Origin of the sequence: Streptomyces sp. CLV115 (assembly GCF_038448545.1) — a bacterium.
GTDB classification, from domain to species: Bacteria; Actinomycetota; Actinomycetes; order Streptomycetales; family Streptomycetaceae; genus Streptomyces; species Streptomyces sanglieri.
Window position 1 is genome coordinate 1 of sequence record NZ_JBCEWQ010000008.1, and the last position, 18,778, is coordinate 18,778.

The following is an 18,778-nucleotide window of genomic DNA, read 5'->3' on the forward strand; positions in this document are numbered from 1 at the left end:
CCCTCCCCGCCCACCAGCGGACCGTCGGGCACCCCTGCCGCCTTACCCGCCACGACCCACGCACGTACGGGCAGACTCGCCCCGTCGATCACGTCCGCAGCGATGCGCTCCAACGCGGCCAGATCCTCCGCGTCACTGGGCACACAGACATGCCCTGCCCCATGGGTGGGCAGCGGGCAGTGCAATTCGGGCGCGCGCCAGGCGTCGTTCAGACGGGCGCGCAGAGAGGAGGCGTCCATGCGGCCAAGTGAACAGCACGGCAGTGACATTGAGCCTCTTCAACCTGCATCAGCAGTACGCCGTTGGGCTGACAACGGGGTGAAGCCTCTGGTAGATGGGTTTTCGACCAAGATCACCCGTCTGCCAGGAGCTTACGCGTGCTTGTTTACCCGTCCGGTATCGATCTCTCCAGCCGCACTCTGCAGCACCTATCCGGTCTCCTCGCAGGCCACCGAAGTCGGATCGGCTCCCGGTGGCGGCGCCTGACCTGTGGCCGGCAGGCCGTGCTCGTCCTGGCCCGCCTGCGCTGCGGCGACACCTACGCCCGCCTCGCAGCAGGTTTCCGCGTCGGGATCGCGACGGTCCACCGGTACATACGCGAGGCCCTCGACCTCCTGGCCGCTCTCGCGCCCACGCTGGAACAGGCCATGACGACGGTGCGGAAGAAGGCGTACGTGATCCTCGACGGCACCGTGCTGCCAATCGACCGCATCGTCGCCGACAGGCCGTACTACTCGGGGAAGAAGAAGCACCACGGATGAACGTGCAGGTCCTCACGGATCCAGCCGGCCGTCTGATCTGGGCCTCGGACGTGCTACCCGGAGCCGTGCACGGTCTGACCGCGGCCCGGACCCACGGCATTCCCGCCGCTCTCGCTGCTGATGACGTCAAGTGCTGGGCCGGCAAGGCGTATCAGGGCGCAGGCCCTGCTGTCCGGGTCCCGTTCCGGGGCAAGAACCTGCGCGGCTGGCGTCGTCGTCACAACCGCGATCACGCCAAGATCCGCAGTCTCGGCGAACGCGCCATGGCCACCCTCAAATGCCGGCGCCTCCTGAGGAAGCTCTGCTGCAGCACCACCCGGATCACCGCCGTCGTCCGTGCCGTCGTCGCACTCGAACTCGCCACCTGATCAAGATGGAAAAGGCTCATGATCGAAAACCAATCGGTACAGCGGAGAAAGATCAACCTGATCTTCGAGCGACATGACGAATTCCATCATCTGCTGGGCCTCCAATGCACCGATGATCGGGGAGGTCGCCGCTATGAATTTGTCCCTGATGTCGGTTTCACCCATGACGCCCAGCCGTCGAAGACAGTCAATATTGGAGGATCCCGCAACAGTCCGCCCAGAACTCAATTTAATACTCACGGAAGCGGACAGGGTACTCTCGTCAGCATGAGAGCCTTCGTCACCTACAACAATGACACTGTCCATCAGTGAAAGAACTTTGGGATCACTGCGCACCGCGGCGTCGATCGCCTCAAGCCCAAATCCGCGAAGTCTAGCGGCGACAAGGAACGGGAGCGAAAAGTGCGCAGCAAGGTCGGTAGCTACGTTGGGAGCACCCAGCACCTTCGCCGCCGACGGCTCTATCCGCACTTCGACGGACCTAAGGTCGCGGGAATGATAGCCGGCCATCGCCTGCTCGGCCGCCAAAATCGCCGGGTGCGCCTCGGCACACGCCGCATACCGCTTGACAAAATTAGCGAGCAGCAAGTACCGCGTGGCGATATCAGAACATAGCGCGTCCGGGCGAAACCTCGTCCCAGATACACTTCCGAACACCGCCATGAGCCCGTCCGGGTCGCCGCGTACTCCAGCAGCAACCAGTCGTGGCGCGAGAACACCATTCCTAGCAGCTTGAGCGGCGTACGTATTGCGCGAGGTGGCGCCGACGGCCGCTGTTCGGATGGACGATGCCACCGTCATCGCGCTCGCGACGTTCACCGTCTCGACAATCTCCCCCTCGGAGCGCCCCGATAGCAGAGCGGCAGCGACAGCAGCGCCGATCGTGCCATGGGTGCCGCTTGAGTGCATCACGTCTCGCCGTAGATCAGTCGCACGCCCGAGCCGTGCGCTGACTTCATACGCGACAATGAAGGCCCTGAGCAGGTCTGCACCGCTTGCCGCAAAAGAACGAGAGGCAACCAACGACGCCGGGAGCACATGGGCAGCGACATGCTGACGCGCCTCGAAGTGCGTCTCGTCGATATCCAGCCATGATGCAGCTAGTCCGAGGAGGAAAGCCGAGTCCGACTCGGGCAACCGACGCCATTGGCTGGAATCTGCGCCGGCCGACCTCGGTCCGAGAAGATCCGCACTCAGTTCCCGAACCTCGGCGGCTGCTCGGCCGCACACGATGGCAGCAACCGTATCCAGCACGATTGCCTTGCCGTAACTACGAACGTCAGCAGGAAGCTCGCTATATGTGGTCCTCGAGGCCCAATTCACGAGTCGCTCAACGGCATATCGCGCCGACCTAATGGCTTTGTCCTCACCTTGAAGGCAACTCTCGAGCACACGACCGTCATCCCACCGTGGACGCAGCGCAGGAAGACGCATCTACTTGGAATTCCCGTTGTACTTCTCGGCGAACAAGTTGTCAACTGCAGCCGAATAGTCGACCGTGAGCTTCGGAGAGGGGGTCGTCGAATTCATGACCTTAAGAGTCACAGCATAACCCGAGGTCGACATCGACGGATCAGCCGGGTAGGCACCGCTGACGAATTCGTATGCATGAGCGTAAAGCGAGGGGTCCATCTGGGTAAAGTGAGCCCTGACCGCCTTCTGCGCATCGTCACTGTTGGTGTGCATTGATTTCTCTGCGTCCCCGAAAGAATTGACGACTGACTGCACAATCGCCGGGTGCGACGCGATGAAAGACTTCTTGGCGTAGATGACGCCGTACAGCATATTCGCCACGGGCGGGTAGTCACCGCGGATGAAATCCAACCAGGCGACACCCTTCCCGCCCCTGATGATCTCATCAGATTGCGGCGGCGCCGCCATGCCCGCGTCCACGCGGCCGGTCTGAACGGCAGTGAGCAGCGTCGCAGGCGTCTGCGCGTAGTAGAAGGTCACGTCCTTGCCCGGGTCCAACCCAGCGGATTCCAGCATCTGGTTGAGCACCGTCTCAACCGCACCACCAGCCTGACCAGGAACCCCGATCGTCAGTCCCTTGAGCGCCTTGAGCCGCTCATCCAGCGGTGCCGACGCATCGACTCCTGACCTTTCGGCAACCTTTGGGTTCAATACGAAAACATTAGGAAACCCGGTGAGGAGACCTGCAACCGCTTGCACCTGCTGACCCTTAGCATTGGCGTTGATGACATCAGTCATCGTGCCGACGCCGAAGTCAACATCACCGTTCAATACACTCGACAGCGTCACCGCAGGTGTGCTCTCCGCCACGAGTTCCGCATTGACACCGTTCTTGGCGAAAGCCCCTTCCTCAGCCTGATAGATGGTGCCATACAGGAGAGACGATCCAGCCAGGCCGATCTTTGCGTGCGTCCCGGAACCTGAGTCTCGCGCACCGCTAGTATCACCCCCCGAGCCGGAACACGCTGCGACGGCCAAGGACAGCGCCATCGCGCCGGAGCCGATCAGCAAACTTCTCCGATGACGATACTTCTGCATTTCGTGGAATCCTTTCAGATCGACATTGTTGAGGCAAACACCACTGAGTGCTGACTACTGCAGGGGCGTGTGGCCCGCGCGCTTCCATCGAAGAAGACGGCCTTCCGATGCGCGGAGGATCATGTAGATGGCTGTGCCGACGACTGAAAGAATCAGAATCGCCGCGAACACGCCAGCTGTGTCAAGTTGGTTCGACGACTGCATGATGAGAAAGCCAACGCCTCGATTCGACGTGAGGATTTCACCCGTCACTGCACCGATCAGAGCGTACGGAACCGAAGTACGCAATCCGATGAAGATGGACGTCAGTGCAGAGGGAAGAATCACCTCGCGGAGCGTCCTGGTCCTTCCCGCGCCCATCAATCGAAGCACGTCCAGCAGTTCCTGATCCACATTGGAAACGCCCGAAATCGTGTTGAACATCGTGAGAAACAGCACGATAACCGACGCCAAAGCGACCTTCATGCCCATGCCGATTCCGAACCAAACGACGAAGAGAGGCGCCAAGGCGATGATCGGTATGCTGTAAAGCCCGATGATGACGGGCTCGACCGTACGCGCGATGAACGGCTTGAGCCCGAGAATCAATCCGATAGTGAGGCCAAGACTCGCGCCTAGCGCGAAGCCCATGAGTGTCTCTCGAAGTGTGTACCTGAGGTTGTACTGTATGGTCCCATCAGACAGCCACTGCTCCAGCCTGGACAGCACCTTTCCTGGCGTGGAGAGATAGAAGGTGAGGTCGCCCGCGGTCGACACGACCTGCCAGGCGACGAGAAGCAGCGCAACAAGCGCTACCCGCGCCGCCGCGAGCTTCCACCCTCGATGTATCGAACGCGACACATGCGATGCGACTCGCTCGATACGGGCTCGACGCGAACCATTCACGCTATCTCTCGCTACTTCGAGTTGCGCACTCACTACAACACAACCTTTCGGCCGTATATCCCGGGACTAGAGATTGCTACATTGGCCTGCATGCAGCCGGCGTATCGCGTCGATTTCAATTTTCACTACCCATGTGCAGATCTTGCTTGAGCAGCTGCCACAGGTGCGCAAATATCTCGCCAAATTCGCGACTGTGTCGGATACCAACAATGTCTCGTGATTTTCCAAACGGTATTTCTTGGATGTGCTTGATCCGGGCCGGTCTCGCGGACATCACGATGACGCGATCAGCAATCGAGATCGCCTCCTCGAGATCGTGCGTGACGAAGAGGTACGTCTGCTGGCCGATATCTCGCAGTCTCAGCAACTCCGCTTGCAGGATCAGACGGAGCTGCGCATCAAGGGCGCCGAACGGCTCGTCCATCAGAACAGTCTCGGGCCCGTAGATCAGCGTTCGAGCGAGGGCTGTTCGGCGCCGCATTCCCCCCGATAGCTCTGCGGGATAGTGGTCGCCGAAGCCGCTGAGGCCCACGAGATCAAGCCAGTCGTCGACAGCCCTCGCGCGCTCGGCGCGTGGCACACCTTTGATACGGAGGGCGAGCTCGATGTTCGCCCGCACTTTCTGCCACGGGAGTAGGCTCTCGTGTTGCGTCATGTACCCGACTTTATGGTTCACGCCGTCTATCGGCTGACCGTCGTAAAGAATGGTCCCCTGAGTCGGAGATATCAGTCCCGATACGAGGTTCAGTAGTGACGACTTCCCACAGCCGCTGGGACCGACGATGGCAATAAACTCCCCACGGCTCACAGTAAGGGAGACCGAGTCCAGGACTTCGACTCTCTGGCGATCATCCTTCACGAACACTTGACTTACGCTGTCGATATGAATAAGTCCTGAATCAGGTGTTGTGGAGTCGCCGGCAACGCGCGCGGTTTCATTAGCCGTAGCACCCGCGAATCGCGGTGGGTATGTTTCTTTGCCTATATTCTTCATCACGCGTAAAATCCCTTCTTCCGGCGCGTTGACCGGGTCCGCACTCGGCCCAGAGATCCCAGACGTTGGCGCTCGTTCATCGATGCGTGCGAGCGAGAATGGGACTCAGATCGTCCCGCTGACGGGCTGATACGAGCTGATACTCGCGTGATCATTTATGCTCCGCCCTCTGTGTCGAATCGCCCCGTCGGACCGTTCGGGAGGTCTGGCAAGCTATTACGCCGGATAACTCCTTGCTGCGCGACGAGCATGATGTTGCTTGGTTTGCTCAGGACGGTGATGTCAGCGAGTGGATCTCCGGAACAGACGACCAAGTCCGCAAGCTTGCCTCGTTCGAGGGTCCCGAGTTCGTGGTCGATTCGAAGCAGTCGCGCCGCGTTGAGGGTTCCTGCGGTGATCGCGTCGATGGGACGCATGCCGAGCTCCACGAGGTGAGCGAGTTCCTCCAGATTTGTTCCATGGGGCGCTAGAGGTGCATCTGTACCGAGTGCGATCTGCACGCCGCGCTGGATCGCGGCTGCAATGTTCTCCTTGCTTTCTTCGACCCACCTGAGCTTCTTCTCGTAGTGCCAGGGCTCAAGGCGTGACTTGTCCAGGCCCCCATACATGGTCGAGAGGGTAGGGACAAGAAATCCGCCACGTTCGCCCAGAAGGTCGCAACACTCGTCGTCAATGAAATAGCCATGTTCGATGGATGTCACTTGGGCTTTGATAGCGGCGCGGATGCCAGCCAGACCCTGTGCGTGTGAGGCCACGGGGATATCTCCATGACGACGCGCTTCCTCGACGATCGCCGCCATCTCATGTTCGTAGAGACCCTCATCATGCGGACTGTCGCTCGGGCTGCCCATGCCTCCGCTCGACGCCACCTTGATGACGTCGGCTCCTTCCCGGATGACTACTCGCGCGGCAAGTCGCGCTTCATCAACGGTGTCGACAATTTCGACGAGTCCCTTTGCGAGGTCGTAGCCGCTCAGCATCTTGAAGTCGAAGTGACCGCCCGTGTGCCCTAGGACACGGACTGCAACCTGTAGGCGGGGGCCTTCGACGTAGCCCTCCTCGACAACAGTGCGAAAACCCGCTGGAAGGCCGCCCAGGTCGCGCACTGTGGTGATGCCAGCATCCAGGGTCGTGCGAAGCCATCGCGTGGATCGAAGCATTGATGCAGCTGGGTCACCGAAAATCCGATCGGCGACGCCGGAACGGTCTGGAGGCATGCAGAGGTGGACATGGCAATCGATGAACCCAGGCAAGACCGTGCAGTCAGGCGCTTGAATGACCTGCGTTGAACCATCGCGCGGTGGCGCTGTGGCGGCCGCCCCCGCGTACTCAATGATGCCATCACTATTAGCAATGATGACGGCGTCCGGGATAGGCGCAGCGCCCGTGCCGTCAATCAGGGTTGCCTGTTCGAGTCTTAGCGATGAGCTCGCCGCCAACCTGGACATGGAGTTCGACCTTTCCTGCTGTCAAACGTAGTGAATAGAGATCCCTGCTGGGGATTTTCGGCAGATTTGCCGCGGTGCCGTAAGAGGCTGACCCGAAGTAGGGTCCACCGGGAGCCGAATTACGTCAGGATCTCGGTTTCGATGTCCGCCCGGTCGTTAGATTTCGACCCATAAAGTATATTATAGTACCACGGGCCAAATTCCAAGGGGGACGAGTAGCGCGACGGGTTCTCGTCAGTGATGAATTCAGGCTCGGGAAAGATCCTGGCCGACCATCCTGGATTAACGAAGAATGGAAGCGAGTACCTCGTTTCGCTGCCTCTGTTCACGACGCGATGAACGACGGATTTGAAGACTCCGTTAGTTTGCATCTCTAGCATATTTGCGACGTTGACGATCAACGATCCAGGGACCACGGGAGCATCGATCCACTGATCTTCTGGGCCCTTCACTTGCAGCCCAGCGATGTCATCCGTCATCAGGAGCGTGAAACCCCCGGTGTCTCGATGGGGCGGAAGACCGATTGGCTTGTTGCCGTTCGAAGGCTGCCCCGGGTAGTGGTTCAATTGCAGGTTAGACAAAGGTCGCTGGTAATTTCCCTGGATGCGGTCAACTGGGAGATGCAAGGTCGCAGCGAAGGCCTCGATCAACTGGTTTGACACGGAAGAGGCGGCCGAGAAATACGCCATGAGATTTGCGGCCACGTCAGTCCGGCCCGCCGGCCACCGGTTGGATCCAAATGCGGCATGGCCATCGTGACGCGCGATCTCTCCAGCATCGGGGTCGGCCATGATGACGAATGACTCACGCGTCACGCTACTCGCATTGGTGTAGACCTCCGACGCGTGGTAATAGCCGCGTGGCGACTTCGAGGTGCGACGGAGCTTCTGCTTCTCGTCAGCGTCCAGCGCAAACATCCAATGCATGCAGTCAAAGGCCGACGCGCTTGTGTCGGCAGAAATTCCATGATTGACCAAGTAGAAGAATCCCGCCGTTCGGCAAGCGAGACCAATCTGGTCCGCAACCTGCTGGCGGCTGTGCGCATCGCCATCGAGAAAGCCGGAGAAGTCGATCAGTGGAATCTCCGCAACCGAGGCCCGTACGTCGTCCCTGGCCAGCTGCCGTCTCTTCTGCATCTTCCGTCCCTATCTCCTCGCGGCCCGGGACAGGTCCTTGGTGACCTGCTCGGTGTGCTGGCCCAGACTGTCCCAGCCCCCGCGACTGCCTGTCAACAGTTGTCTGCTCACTGGACAGAAGCACTTCGGCATGTACGTCGGCGGGGACTCCATCGCTCGCAGCAGCCGCCCTGGCGGCGTTCGACCTGATCGAGCGCGCCGGGCTGCACGCGAGCACCCCGGTCAAGATCGTCCTCGTCGTCGTCATCGCCGCCGCCACACTCGTCGTCAGCGTCTACGGACACGGCATGATCCTGCGGCTCGACGGCCCGATGAGCGCCGCGCTCTTCGCCGCGTTTGCCGTCGTCGGCTACGCCGTCCTGCGCCACACCGACTGGAGCTACAAGCCGCAGACGCCCTACGGCGTCGCGCTCTGGGCCGCCCTGTCCGCGGGCATCGCCTTGAACGCCTCCGCGCCGCTGTCCTACAACAACAGCGCCGACTTCGCCCGCTACCTGCCCCGCTCCACGTCCCCGCTCGCCGTCGCCGGCTGGACCTCCGCCGGCGTGTTCATCCCGACCGTGCTCTTCACCTCGCTCGGTGCGCTGCTCATCTCGAACTTCCTCGACACCGTCAACAACGTGCTCGTCCTGATGATCTGCCTGCTCGGCCCGGCGATGGCCGTCTGCGCGACCGACATCGTCCTGCGCCGCAACCGCTATGACGGTCCCGAGCTCTGTGACCAGGCGCCGGGAAGCCGGTTCTGGTACCGGGGCGGGTTCAACGCCGCCGGGATGCTCGCCCTGATCGCGGGAACCTTCGCGGCGCTGCTCTGCGTCGACACCGTGTTCTGGACGGGCCCGGTCGCGAAGCACCTCGACGGCGTCGACCTCTCGCTGCCCGCGGGGCTGGTGGTGTCGTCGGTGCTGTATGCGGTGCTGATGAAGCGGTCGGTGAAGCGCGGCGCGACGCGCTGGTGAGTGGAGCGAGCGAGTGGTCCGCCGCACCGGACGATCGCCTCGGCCGGCCCACACCTCTCCGCCGAAGAGCGGGCCCTTTGGGCGTGAGGGCGTCGAACATGCGTTGATAGTCCAGGAACCCGGCCGCGCGGGTAGCGTGCGCCGGGGGACGGCGACGCGTCGCCGAGTTTGCAGATGCGCCGCCCGTCGTCCTGGACGCGGCGGGTGGCGATCTCCGAACAGAAGCCCAAGGTGCTCACCACCGAGGCTGTCCAGGCATCCGACTACTGCACCACCATGGGCTGCGGCGATGCCTGCCCGATCTTCCCCGGCAAGACTTACCTGGACGGGCAGTTCGACGACCCGGCCGGCCAGGGCGTCGAGGCCGTCCGCCCCATCCGCGACGAGATCAAGAAGCTCATCGAGGGCCCGATTGCCGAGATCGACGCCAAGACCTCTCTTACGAGTTGGTGCGTGATAGCGGGTGAGGCGTGTTTCTCCTGGTCGCGGCCGATTTCAGGCTGCAGTAGCTCGGTCGGAGAGGAGGCCAGCGATGGCCTGGTAGGTGGCGGGCAGCGTCTCGCGTCGGTGAGTCCAGCGGATCAGTTGTTTCCAGCGTTTGTGGTCGGCGAGGGCGTGCTCGACGCTGATGCGTTTCGAGGAGTGCCGGTGTCGGGCTCGCTGACGGGCTTCAAGGACCTCGGGCGGGCTGATCTTGTTGCCCTTCCTCGGCGGAGTGACGGCCCGGCCGGGGTGATCGCGGCGGAGCCCGAGATAGCCGTCGTCCAGCAGAACCTCGACATCGCGAAAGTGCTGGAAGCAGATACCGATGCCTTCGTTGCGCGCGGCGGTCGCATCATGCATCCGACCAGGCCGCAGAGCATCGGTCCATAAGGTGCGGCCCTGTTGGTCGGCGATGACGGTGGCTTTCATCGTGTTCAGTTTCTTCTTGCCGGAGACGAACGCTCGTCGTCCGCCGCGGCCGGCAGGCGGCCGGCGGACCTGGATCTCGGTGGCGTCCAGACGCAGCTCGACGCCCTCGGCCTGGGCATAGGCGAAGACATCAGTCAGTGTCCGAAGACGCAGGCCAGGGCGGTCGGGAACCGCGCACCCCCGCTCGGCAAGGAGGGTGCGTATCTCCCCGATCGCGAGGGTGATGGTGGAGCGGTCCACACCGTAGAGCAGTCCGAGGACAGCGTGCGGCAGGTCGTGCCGCAGATGAATGAGGGTCGCCGTCAACCGGTCGATGAACACCAGCTGATGCCGGGCGCCCGCACCAGCTGCCCGCCGCCGGGACCCGCCACGTGCCGCGTGACGGCGGCCTTCGACACCGGCCAGCCACGGTTCGGCCAACTCCTGGACCAGGCAGGCGAGATGACGCCGAGAGATCCCCGTGAACACTCGACGCGAGAGAACCGACCGCTTGACCATGATCGCCACACCCGGATCATGCCACCAGTCAGCAACGACGCCTCACCCGCTATCACGCACCAACTCGTTAAAACACTGGGAGAACGATCTCCGGCAGAACGGCACAGCCCCGTCGTCCTCCTCGTGATAGAGGCGCTGCTCGGCGATGATCCGCATTCGGTGCTGTTGCCCGACGCCCACCGTCTACATCAGTGGCGACAACGCCTCGCTCGACCTGGTCAAGCAGATCGCCGAACGGTTCGGCCCCGTGGACACCGCCGTCCTCTTCGCGGGCGCACCCCGCTTCCCCGTCCTCTTCGACGGCCAGTGCATCGTCCTCGACAGCGCCCAGGCCGCCCAGCTTCTCGGTGTCCGCCGCGTGGTGCCCGTCCACTACGACAGCTGGGCCCACTTCACCGAAGGCCGCGACGACCTGGCCGCCGCCTTCACCGCCACGGGGCTGGCTGACCGCCTGGACTGGGGCTGCCGGGGCTGACCCTGCCGAGCAGACCGGCAGCGCAGGAGCAGCGGCGCGTCGATCCGCCGACCGGTCGATGATCGCGGCGCGGTCCCGCGGGTAGGCCTGCGTCAGGTCGAGCTGCTGCCGCCGGCTCAGGCCGGCCGTGGTCGTCAGGCCGGCGTCAGGCAAAGGAGCCGGAACGTGACTGTCTACCCGTGGTCGTCTGCACTGTCGGCCCGGGTGGAGCGGTCGAGAAGACGTACGGCGAAGTCGATGGCGCGGTCCGCTCGTGCGCGGTCCCCGGAGACGAGGAGATCGAGCTGCAGGCCCCGCACTTGCGCGAGGACGAGGGTGGACAGAACAGAGGCGTCCTCGGGCGGCCAGCCGTCCACAGCAAGCCTGTTGGCGATGATCTCAATCCAGTCGTGGACGATCGACCGGGAGAGTTCCTCGTCTTCCCCGGACTTCTCCCCGTGATGGCCGACGAATTCGAAAAGCAGGAGGAACTGGCGCTGCTCCTGCGGTTCGCACAGCCGGCGCCATACCGCCCTGACGAGTTCGGCCGTCGAGCGTGCCTCACGGAGTTCCGCGTCCGACATCAGCCATGCGGCAATATCCGTGCGGACCTTCTCCGCGACGGCCAGGAGCAGCGCGTCCTTCGAGGAGAAGTGTCGTAGCAGTGTCGCGTGGGTGACACCGAGCGCCTGCGCCACGGGACGCAGGGACAGGCCGGTGACGCCGTGTTCAAGGATGTACTCGGTCGCCGCAGCCAGCAGCTCCGGCCGCCGGTGCTGGAACCGGAGGGCGCGCCCGTCGACGCGGGAAGAACTCATCACTGCCTTCCCCCTGCTCTGTTGTCCATTGAGATTTAACCGTACCACTCGGTTGTCCTAACCAAGTGGTACTGCTACTTTCTCGGTATCGCGGCCGGGTCCCTCCGGCCCGCGGGACGAGCCCACCCCAGCAGTGGTGTCGGCCTGCCCACTCCTCCTTCCGGATCCCCCGTTCACACTCGAAGGACGGCAATGACTGATCACAAGCGCATGACCCTGGTCGACCTCGGCCTCTTCACAGGGGCGCCGCAGCATGAGCACTTCTGCCGGATGAAGGACCTCCTCGATACCCGGGAGATGGCCCCCTCCGCACACCCTCACCTCTGGCCACGCGGTGAGGCGGCCCCGCTGCCGGAGAGCTTCGACTACGACGGCACCGCACGGGTGACCAAGGAGTTCCTGGCCCGCACCGACACGTCGGCAGTGCTCGTGCTCGTCGACGGGGTCATCAGACACGAGAGCTACTTCCTGACCGGTGGCCCGGACGTGCAGTGGCTGTCCATGTCGGTCGCCAAGAGCTTCGTCTCCGCGCTCGTCGGTATAGCGGTCGGCGAGGGGCACATCACGGGCATCGACGAGCCCATCAGCTCCTATGTGCCGGTGCGGCCCGGTTCCGCGTACGACGGTGTGTCCATCAAGGACGTGCTCCAGATGTCCTCCGGCGCCCGGTGGAACGAGGACTACAACGACCCGGCCTCCGACATCTATCAGCTCACCGCCGCGACGGCGGGCATCGGCGGCACGCTCGACGACTTCGTCGCCCGCATGGTGCGCGAGACCGGGCCCGGCACCGTCTGCCGCTACAACTCCGGTGAGACCCAGATACTCGGCGCCCTGATAGCCCGGGCCACCGGCCGCCCGATGGCCGACTACATGCACGAGAAGCTGTGCGAGCCGCTCGGCATGACGTCGGCGGGTCACTGGCTGGTGGACCCCGCCGGGACGGAACTCGCCTTCGGGGGGCTCAACCTGACCGCCCGCGACTTCGCCAGGCTCGGCGAGCTGTACCGCAACGGGGGTGTGTGGCAGGGCCGGCAGATCGTGCCCGCACAGTGGGTGCGCGACTCGGTCACCGCGACCGTGCCGCACCTGCAACCCGGCCGCCCCCTTGTCGGCGGCCAGCAAGCCGATGGGGTCGGCTACGGCTACCAGTGGTGGCTCCCGGCGGGAGACCGTGGCGAGTTCAGCGCGGTCGGCGTCTACAACCAGTTCGTCTACGTCGATCCGGTCAGCCGGACCACCATCGTGAAGCTCTCGGCCAGCCGCCTGTACGGGACGTCCCTGGACGAAGCCGTCAGCGGCGAGGAGGAGACCATCGCTTTCCTGCGCGCGATCGCCCGGCACAGCCACTGACCCGCGATTGAACGCGGATGCTGTGCCGCATGCGTGAGGGGCGGGGCGGAGCGGGTTTCCACGCGGTGCCCGGCGGGCTCGGCGGGCTCGGCGGGCTCGGCGACAGCATCACCACCCGTCAGCAACAGCCCGCCCCACCCAACCGACGGTGTGCAGCCGCTGGGCGTGCCGCTGGCCACCGGGCGGCGAACGCCAGCGCCTGACCATCGCCCGGCTGCTGCTGGCCCGTCAGCGCGTCGTCATCCTCGACGAGGCCACCGCCCACCTCGACAACACCTCCGAGGCGGCCGTCGAGGAGGCACTCACCGAGGCGCTCGCCGGACGCACCGCGGTCGTGATCGCCCACCGGCTCTCCATCGTACGGGCGGCCGACCTCATCCTGGTCGTGGAGAACGGGCAGATCGTGGAGCGGGGCACACACGACGAACTCCTCACGGCGGGCGGTCGGTGCGAGGAGCCGTACCGCACCCAGCTCGAGAACCACAGTGCGGAGCACGGGGAACTCGGCCGGCGGCCCCTGGCATGACAGGCGTCTCCGGCGCCCATAAACTAACAGTGCTAGTTTAAGTGCGGACGGTCTCGTCCGTAACCGTATCCGGGAGGAACAGCGATGAAGGCCCACGACGGTATGTAGATCGACGGCGAGTGGCGCACAGCCGCGGGCACGGACACGATCGCGGTGGTCGATCCGGCCAACGAGCAGATCATCGCCCGGGTCCCGGCCGGCGGGGCCGAGGACGTCGACGCCGCGGTACGGGCCGCCCGCGCCGCGCTCCCCGCCTGGGCGGCCACCGCGCCCGCCGAGCGGGCTGCGCGGATCGCCGCCCTGCGCGACGAGGTACGGGGTGTGGTGTGTGCTGGGGATATCCGGGATTGGTTGAGACCGTGTGAGCGGGGGTTCGCGAGGGCGTATGCCTGCTGGTCTGGGGTTGTCTCTTCTTCGTTGAAATCATCTTGGCGTTCTTCAGATAGCGTCAACTTCTAAAGGCCCAGATGTGTTTTCCCTGGTCACAGCCTTCTGCGTCGACCGCAGGGCAGAAAAGACGGGGGTTACCGGCGGGGTGCGCGGGACCCGTTCGTGGCGGGGCGGTGGTGGGTTTCGGCGAGGTGATCGATACGGACCTGTTCGAGGCTGGTCTTCGTGATGCGTTCGCTGCCGTCGAGGATCGCGGCGATCGCGGCTTGCCGGATCAGCCGGGTGAGGCTCCCGATCCTGCCCGCGGTCCTTTGGCGGAGATAGGCGGCGTGGCGAGGGAGTGTCCAGGCCCGGTGCGCCCGGAGATCGAGGGCTGCCTCTACCCCCGCGATCAGTTCGCGGAAGGGCTCGTGTTTCCCGAGGCGTGCCGGGAAGGCCCCGCATTCCACGAGGGAAGCGCGTGCGGCGAGCTGGGCCCCGCGTACCCCGGAGAACAGGGCGGTGGTGGTGACGTCGATGCCCGCGTACACGAACGTCGCACCGATGTGTTCGGTGAGGTCTTTCAGCAGGTCGGCGGTTTCCCCGCTGGTGGTGGTGCGGGGGTTGAGCCGGTGGATCTCGTCGATGAGTACCAGACGCACGCCCGCACGGTTGTAGGTGTGGCGGACGGCGTCGGTGATCTGGGCCTGGGGCATTCGGGCGGTGACGGGGATGCCGAGTTAGCGGGCGAACTCGGCCGCGAGGGCTTTCGCGGTCGCCGCTGGCTTCGGCCAGGCCGCCTGATCCCGCGGGAGCGGCGCCCCCAGGCTGGTGAGCGGGGGCGGTGGCTGGGGTGCCCCTCGGGGCCTGCCGGTCAGCAACAGTGGCCGCCACGCTGGTCGCGCGGTGCGGCGGCGGACGCGGCGGTGTTGGTGGGGTGGCGGTCCGCCGCGGTGGTGCGGGTGCGCAGCCGGTGCCGGACGGCCAGGGCCACCACTGCGGCGACGGCGAGCACGGCGAGGACGGCCACGGCGCTCTGGTGGGCCTGGAGCCAGCTGGTGATGGCGGCGGAGAAGCGGGCGAGGCCGCCGCTGGGGGGTGCCCCTATGTCTTTGGTCAAGGTGGTCGGATGGCAGTGTGGCTGTCAGGAGTGATGAGGTGGCTGTTCGAGAGTCGGTGGGCGAGGGCATGCGCCCGTGCGACTTCTGTGGTCATTCGGTCGTGGTCGACTCGGTCGACGAGCGTGACTGCCCCGTGTGCGGCGAGGCTGCTGAGGGGCAGGCAGCCGCGGCTGGGCGGGACTCGTAGAAAGTTCCGTCGCGGAGCATTGCGAAGAGGACGTCGGCCCGGCGTCTCGCGAGGCAGAGGAGGGCTTGAGTGTGGTGCTTGCCCTGGGCGATTTTCTTGTCGTAGTAGGCCCGGGATGCCGGGTCGCCCAGGGTGGCGAACGCAGAGAGGAAGAAGGCCCGTTTGAGCTGCTTGTTCCCTCGGCGGGAGGGTTGTTCGCCGCGGATCGACGAGCCCGAGTTGCGGGTCGCGGGGGCGAGTCCGGCGTAGGCGGCGAGGTGGCCGGCGGTCGGGAAGGTGCTGCCGTCGCCGACCTCGATCAGGATGCGGGCTCCGGTCCTGACGCCGACTCCCGGCATCGAGATCAGGACCTTCGAAAGAGGGTGGGCGTCCAAGCAGGCGGTTCGCGACCCGGATGGCCTCGCCGGCGAGGTCGTCGTCGAAGCCAACGATCATCTCCAGCTCGGCGATCGTCTCGTCCTCGCCGTCGATCGCCCGCAGCGTGTGAGGCATCGCGCGGGACGCGTCCGCGATGATGAATGCGTCCTTCGCGTCCGTCTTGGCCTCGCCCGGGTAGAGGTCGGCGATCCGTCGCATCGTCAGCCCTGGCAGGTAGGCGACCGGGCAGCCCATGTCCCGGGCCACGGCCGGGGGCAGGGCGCCGATCGAGGCTGGCTGGTCGACCACGACCAGCACCGTTCCGTGCTTGACCTGCAACTTCGCGAACAGCTCGCGGAGTTTGGGTTCAGTGTTGGGCAGGCGCTTGTCGAACGCCTTCTTCCCGGCCGGGGTGACGGCGGTGGCGTGGTGTTCGCCTTTGCCGACGTCCAGGCCGAGGAAGACATCGATGGTGCTGGTGTCGATCACGTGCAGGCCCCTCCATCACGCTTTCGGCCGGCCTTGCCAAGGCACCGAGCTGCCACATCCACGTTTCGGAGAGCTCCTCCGGCTCGGGTGAAGCCGGTGCTCAAGCCCCTCATCAGCGGTCCGTCGATGCCTTCGGGCCCGGTGACACCACCCCCCGGATCATCAACCGCAACAAGGGGGAAGTCATGCCGGACCCGAAGGCCGGAGGCCCCATTGCAGAGCCACGAAAAAGACATCCGATGGGGCTACTGAGGTTTTCAAGGTGGAGTCGGCGGGTTGATGGACAGTCTTGTGGCGGTGAGACAGCCGTCGATGAGACGGGGCCGGAGTTGGATCCTGCGTAACTCGCTGCGGAGCTTGCGGTCGAGGTCGTCGGGTGTGGTGAAAGCGATGCTGGCCATTGCTCTGCGCACGAGTGACCAGACAGCCTCGACGGGATTGAGGTCGGGTGCATACGGCGGAAGCCGGACGGTGGTGAGCCAGTCGTGTTCGGCCTCGTACCGCTTCAGCCCTGCGGCCAGATGGGTGTTGAGATTGTCCCAGACCACCACGATCGGCCCGTCGGCTCGGGCCGAAGCGCGCGAGCGCGTCTGGAACGTGGCCAAGAGCGCGGCCCCGGATGCCGCAGGGCAGGTGATCGTGGACCTGGACGGGGTGCTCGTGCTGGCCCACTCCGAGAAGCAGGATGCCACCGCGACCTGGAAGAAAACCTTCGGCCACCATCCTCTGATGGGGTTCGTCGATCACGGAGCCAGTGGCAGCGGAGAGCCGGTGGCCGGCTTGCTCAGGCCGGGCAACGCAGGCAGCAACACCGCCGCCGACCACATCAACACGGCCCGACTCGCCCTGGCCCAACTGCCGAAGAAGTACCGGCGCGGACGCCGGACGCTGATCCGCACCGACTCCGGAGGCGGCACTCACGAGTTCGTCGCCTGGCTCGCCCAGCGAGGGCCGTGGCTGTCTTACTCGGTCGGCATGACCATCACCGACGCCATCAACCAGGCCGTCCTCCAGGTCCCGCCCGCTGCATGGACGGTGGCCGTCGAGCCAGGTGGCGAGATCCGCGACGGAGCCTGGGTCGCCGAACTGTCCGGCGACTGCCTCAAGGGGAAGGAACGACCCCATCCCGGCACCCAGTTGCGCTTCACCGACGCCGACAGCCTGCGGCTCACGGCGTTCGCCACCAACACCACCGAAGTTCCCATCGCCGCACTCGAACTGCGGCACCGCCAGCGAGCCCGAGCCGAGGACCGCATCCGGGCCGCCCGCGCCACCGGCCTGCGCAACCTGCCCCTGCACGACACCGCCCGGAACCAGATCTGGCTGGAGATCGTCCAGCTCGCCCTCGACCTCCTCGCATGGATGCCCATGCTCGCTCTGAACGGCAAAACTCGCAGGTGGGAGCCCCGTCGCCTCCGGCTCCGCCTCTTCTGCGCCGCCGCCCAGATCGTCACCACCGTTCGCCGCCGGCACTTGAGATTTGCACTCCACTGGCCCTGGACCGACGTGATCACCGACGCCATCGCCCGGCTCGAAGCTCTCCCGAACCCCGGCTGAACAGCACGTTCCCGTCCCTGCGAGCAGCACCACCCCGACCAGAGCCGTGGAACCCGGCGCCCACCCGACGCGACAGCCGGGCCATCAACCTGACCACCACCAGCCCGAACAACCGAAACGGCCCGTCGAAGAAACCGACGGGCCGTCACGAAAGATCGAGGTTAGGCTCGGAGCCAGCTGAGATTCTCGGTGGCCAGGCGAGATTTTGTGATCGCGGGGGAGTGGTTGGTGTTTCGCTGTGATCACCCGCCCCTTCCTGAGAGAGATTACCGCCGGTAGCTGTGCGTTTCAGCCGCCAGCGTGGTTCGGGTGGCTGGCGGCTGAAGCCCCCGCGCAGGTCGGTTCAGATCAGCCTCTGCCGTATCGCGTACGCCACCGCGTGCGACCGGTTCCGCAGCTGGAGCCTGGTCATCACCGAGTGCAGCACGTTCTTTATGGTGCGCTCGGAGTAGGCGAGCTTCGTCGCGATGTCTGCGGTGTCGTACCCCTCCGCGACCAGCCTGAGCACATCCACCTCGCGTGCCGCGAGGCCGGTGAAGTGCAGGCCGCGCGGACCGAGCACCTGCCCCTGGAGGCGGCCCACCTCCTCCAGCAGCCGTCCCAGCAGGTCGGACGGGAGATGGCCCTCGCCCCGCGCCACCGTCCCGATGACCTGCACCAGATGCTCCGGAGTCGCGTCGGAGCGCCTGACCACACCGGCGACACCGCACTCCGCGGCACTCACCAGCTTCTGCTCGTCGATGTCCGTGGTGACCAGAACGGTACGTGAGGTGCTGGTGCGCTGAATGTGGCGCAGACGGATCAGCGTCTTCTCGTCGATGGCATCGGCCACGACGACCATCACACCGGGAACGACGGGCGCGTCCGCCTCGTCCGCCTCGTCCGGATGGGCATCGCAGAGCACGCTGGCCTCGGGCTGCCGACGCAGCAGGTCAGTGATTCCGGCCAAGGAGACCGGGTCATCGGCCTGGACGGCAACGGACACTCGTGGTGTGGGAAGGGACATGCCGCAGGCTGCTCTCTTCTGTGCGATCGGGGCACGCGGGGTGGGGACAAGAAGGCCGAAGCGGCTGCG

Annotated in this window: 13 protein-coding genes and 9 pseudogenes; 8 read left to right on the forward strand and 14 right to left on the reverse strand. The window is 64.8% G+C overall.

Annotation, left to right across the window (positions count from 1 at the left end):
- A partial coding sequence (locus AADR41_RS04740) for a hypothetical protein (RefSeq protein WP_342280102.1) occupies positions 1–239 on the reverse strand: 239 nt, incomplete at its 3' end.
- A 138-nt stretch (positions 240–377) separates the two neighbouring features.
- Here AADR41_RS04740 and AADR41_RS04745 point away from each other — a divergent pair.
- Positions 378–1,129: pseudogene (locus tag AADR41_RS04745) on the forward strand (transposase family protein).
- Here AADR41_RS04745 and AADR41_RS04750 read toward each other — a convergent pair.
- The 6 genes from AADR41_RS04750 to AADR41_RS04775 all read right to left on the reverse strand — a co-directional run bounded on the left by AADR41_RS04750 (position 1,130) and on the right by AADR41_RS04775 (position 8,103).
- Positions 1,130–2,452 (reverse strand): MmgE/PrpD family protein, encoded by a 1,323-nt coding sequence (locus AADR41_RS04750; RefSeq protein ID WP_342280103.1) that lies wholly within the window; start codon positions 2,450–2,452, stop codon positions 1,130–1,132.
- A gap of 111 nt (positions 2,453–2,563) precedes the next feature.
- Positions 2,564–3,640 carry an ABC transporter substrate-binding protein gene (locus AADR41_RS04755; protein ID WP_342280104.1) on the reverse strand — a complete coding sequence of 359 codons (1,077 nt, stop codon included), beginning with the start codon at positions 3,638–3,640 and terminating at the stop codon, positions 2,564–2,566.
- A 54-nt stretch (positions 3,641–3,694) separates the two neighbouring features.
- Positions 3,695–4,558, reverse strand: coding sequence for an ABC transporter permease (locus AADR41_RS04760; protein ID WP_342280105.1), 864 nt, complete (start codon positions 4,556–4,558; stop codon positions 3,695–3,697).
- A gap of 82 nt (positions 4,559–4,640) precedes the next feature.
- Positions 4,641–5,519 carry an ABC transporter ATP-binding protein gene (locus AADR41_RS04765; protein ID WP_342280201.1) on the reverse strand — a complete coding sequence of 293 codons (879 nt, stop codon included), beginning with the start codon at positions 5,517–5,519 and terminating at the stop codon, positions 4,641–4,643.
- Positions 5,520–5,674: 155 nt separating this feature from the next.
- A complete protein-coding gene (locus tag AADR41_RS04770) occupies positions 5,675–6,967 on the reverse strand; it encodes a metal-dependent hydrolase family protein (RefSeq protein WP_342280106.1) in 1,293 nt (430 codons plus the stop codon).
- A 119-nt stretch (positions 6,968–7,086) separates the two neighbouring features.
- On the reverse strand, positions 7,087–8,103 hold the full coding sequence (locus AADR41_RS04775; protein ID WP_342280107.1) for an isopenicillin N synthase family dioxygenase: 1,017 nt from the start codon (positions 8,101–8,103) through the stop codon (positions 7,087–7,089).
- A 287-nt stretch (positions 8,104–8,390) separates the two neighbouring features.
- On the opposite strand from AADR41_RS04775, the gene AADR41_RS04780 reads away from it, so the two are divergent.
- Positions 8,391–9,062 (forward strand): cytosine permease, encoded by a 672-nt coding sequence (locus AADR41_RS04780; protein WP_342280108.1) that lies wholly within the window; start codon positions 8,391–8,393, stop codon positions 9,060–9,062.
- Between the two features lie 204 nt (positions 9,063–9,266).
- Positions 9,267–9,494, forward strand: a pseudogene (locus AADR41_RS04785) (phosphotyrosine protein phosphatase); the annotation flags it as partial.
- Positions 9,495–9,557: 63 nt separating this feature from the next.
- On the opposite strand, the gene AADR41_RS04790 reads toward AADR41_RS04785, so the two are convergent.
- Positions 9,558–10,472 carry a transposase family protein gene (locus AADR41_RS04790; RefSeq protein ID WP_342280202.1) on the reverse strand — a complete coding sequence of 305 codons (915 nt, stop codon included), beginning with the start codon at positions 10,470–10,472 and terminating at the stop codon, positions 9,558–9,560.
- 175 nt (positions 10,473–10,647) lie between these two features.
- Here AADR41_RS04790 and AADR41_RS04795 point away from each other — a divergent pair.
- A pseudogene (locus AADR41_RS04795) lies at positions 10,648–10,947 on the forward strand (MBL fold metallo-hydrolase); the annotation flags it as partial.
- A gap of 173 nt (positions 10,948–11,120) precedes the next feature.
- Here the strand turns inward: AADR41_RS04795 and AADR41_RS04800 are convergent.
- Complete coding sequence (locus AADR41_RS04800) at positions 11,121–11,744, reverse strand: TetR/AcrR family transcriptional regulator (protein ID WP_342280109.1); 624 nt, start codon at positions 11,742–11,744, stop codon at positions 11,121–11,123.
- Positions 11,745–11,936: 192 nt separating this feature from the next.
- On the opposite strand from AADR41_RS04800, the gene AADR41_RS04805 reads away from it, so the two are divergent.
- From AADR41_RS04805 to AADR41_RS04815, 3 genes and pseudogenes are all read left to right on the forward strand, one after another.
- A complete protein-coding gene (locus tag AADR41_RS04805) occupies positions 11,937–13,097 on the forward strand; it encodes a serine hydrolase domain-containing protein (RefSeq protein ID WP_342280110.1) in 1,161 nt (386 codons plus the stop codon).
- A 181-nt stretch (positions 13,098–13,278) separates the two neighbouring features.
- Positions 13,279–13,623, forward strand: a pseudogene (locus AADR41_RS04810) (ATP-binding cassette domain-containing protein); the annotation flags it as partial.
- A 108-nt stretch (positions 13,624–13,731) separates the two neighbouring features.
- Positions 13,732–13,932: pseudogene (locus AADR41_RS04815) on the forward strand (aldehyde dehydrogenase family protein); the annotation flags it as partial.
- 215 nt (positions 13,933–14,147) lie between these two features.
- Here AADR41_RS04815 and AADR41_RS04820 read toward each other — a convergent pair.
- From AADR41_RS04820 to AADR41_RS04835, 4 genes and pseudogenes are all read right to left on the reverse strand, one after another.
- Positions 14,148–14,777: pseudogene (locus AADR41_RS04820) on the reverse strand (TniB family NTP-binding protein); the annotation flags it as partial.
- An 89-nt stretch (positions 14,778–14,866) separates the two neighbouring features.
- Positions 14,867–15,112, reverse strand: coding sequence for a hypothetical protein (locus AADR41_RS04825; protein ID WP_342280111.1), 246 nt, complete (start codon positions 15,110–15,112; stop codon positions 14,867–14,869).
- 91 nt (positions 15,113–15,203) lie between these two features.
- Positions 15,204–16,146, reverse strand: a pseudogene (locus tag AADR41_RS04830) (IS110 family transposase).
- 257 nt (positions 16,147–16,403) lie between these two features.
- Positions 16,404–16,727: pseudogene (locus AADR41_RS04835) on the reverse strand (transposase); the annotation flags it as partial.
- On the opposite strand from AADR41_RS04835, the pseudogene AADR41_RS04840 reads away from it, so the two are divergent.
- Positions 16,708–17,703, forward strand: a pseudogene (locus tag AADR41_RS04840) (IS1380 family transposase); the annotation flags it as partial. The pseudogenes AADR41_RS04835 and AADR41_RS04840 sit on opposite strands and share 20 nt — an antisense overlap.
- A gap of 343 nt (positions 17,704–18,046) precedes the next feature.
- On the opposite strand, the gene AADR41_RS04845 reads toward AADR41_RS04840, so the two are convergent.
- Entirely contained in the window at positions 18,047–18,709 is a 663-nt protein-coding gene (locus tag AADR41_RS04845; protein WP_342280113.1) for a helix-turn-helix transcriptional regulator, read from the reverse strand.
- Positions 18,710–18,778 lie beyond the last annotated feature (69 nt).

Coding starts and splice junctions, on each gene's coding strand:
- AADR41_RS04755 (WP_342280104.1), bottom strand. CDS start 3,640: ATGCAGAAGTATCGTCATCGGAGAAGTTTGCTGATCGGCTCCGGCGCG.
- AADR41_RS04765 (WP_342280201.1), bottom strand. CDS start 5,519: ATGAAGAATATAGGCAAAGAAACATACCCACCGCGATTCGCGGGTGCT.
- AADR41_RS04770 (WP_342280106.1), bottom strand. CDS start 6,967: ATGTCCAGGTTGGCGGCGAGCTCATCGCTAAGACTCGAACAGGCAACC.
- AADR41_RS04775 (WP_342280107.1), bottom strand. CDS start 8,103: ATGCAGAAGAGACGGCAGCTGGCCAGGGACGACGTACGGGCCTCGGTT.
- AADR41_RS04780 (WP_342280108.1), top strand. CDS start 8,391: ATGATCCTGCGGCTCGACGGCCCGATGAGCGCCGCGCTCTTCGCCGCG.
- AADR41_RS04790 (WP_342280202.1), bottom strand. CDS start 10,472: ATGGTCAAGCGGTCGGTTCTCTCGCGTCGAGTGTTCACGGGGATCTCT.
- AADR41_RS04800 (WP_342280109.1), bottom strand. CDS start 11,744: ATGAGTTCTTCCCGCGTCGACGGGCGCGCCCTCCGGTTCCAGCACCGG.
- AADR41_RS04805 (WP_342280110.1), top strand. CDS start 11,937: ATGACTGATCACAAGCGCATGACCCTGGTCGACCTCGGCCTCTTCACA.
- AADR41_RS04845 (WP_342280113.1), bottom strand. CDS start 18,709: ATGTCCCTTCCCACACCACGAGTGTCCGTTGCCGTCCAGGCCGATGAC.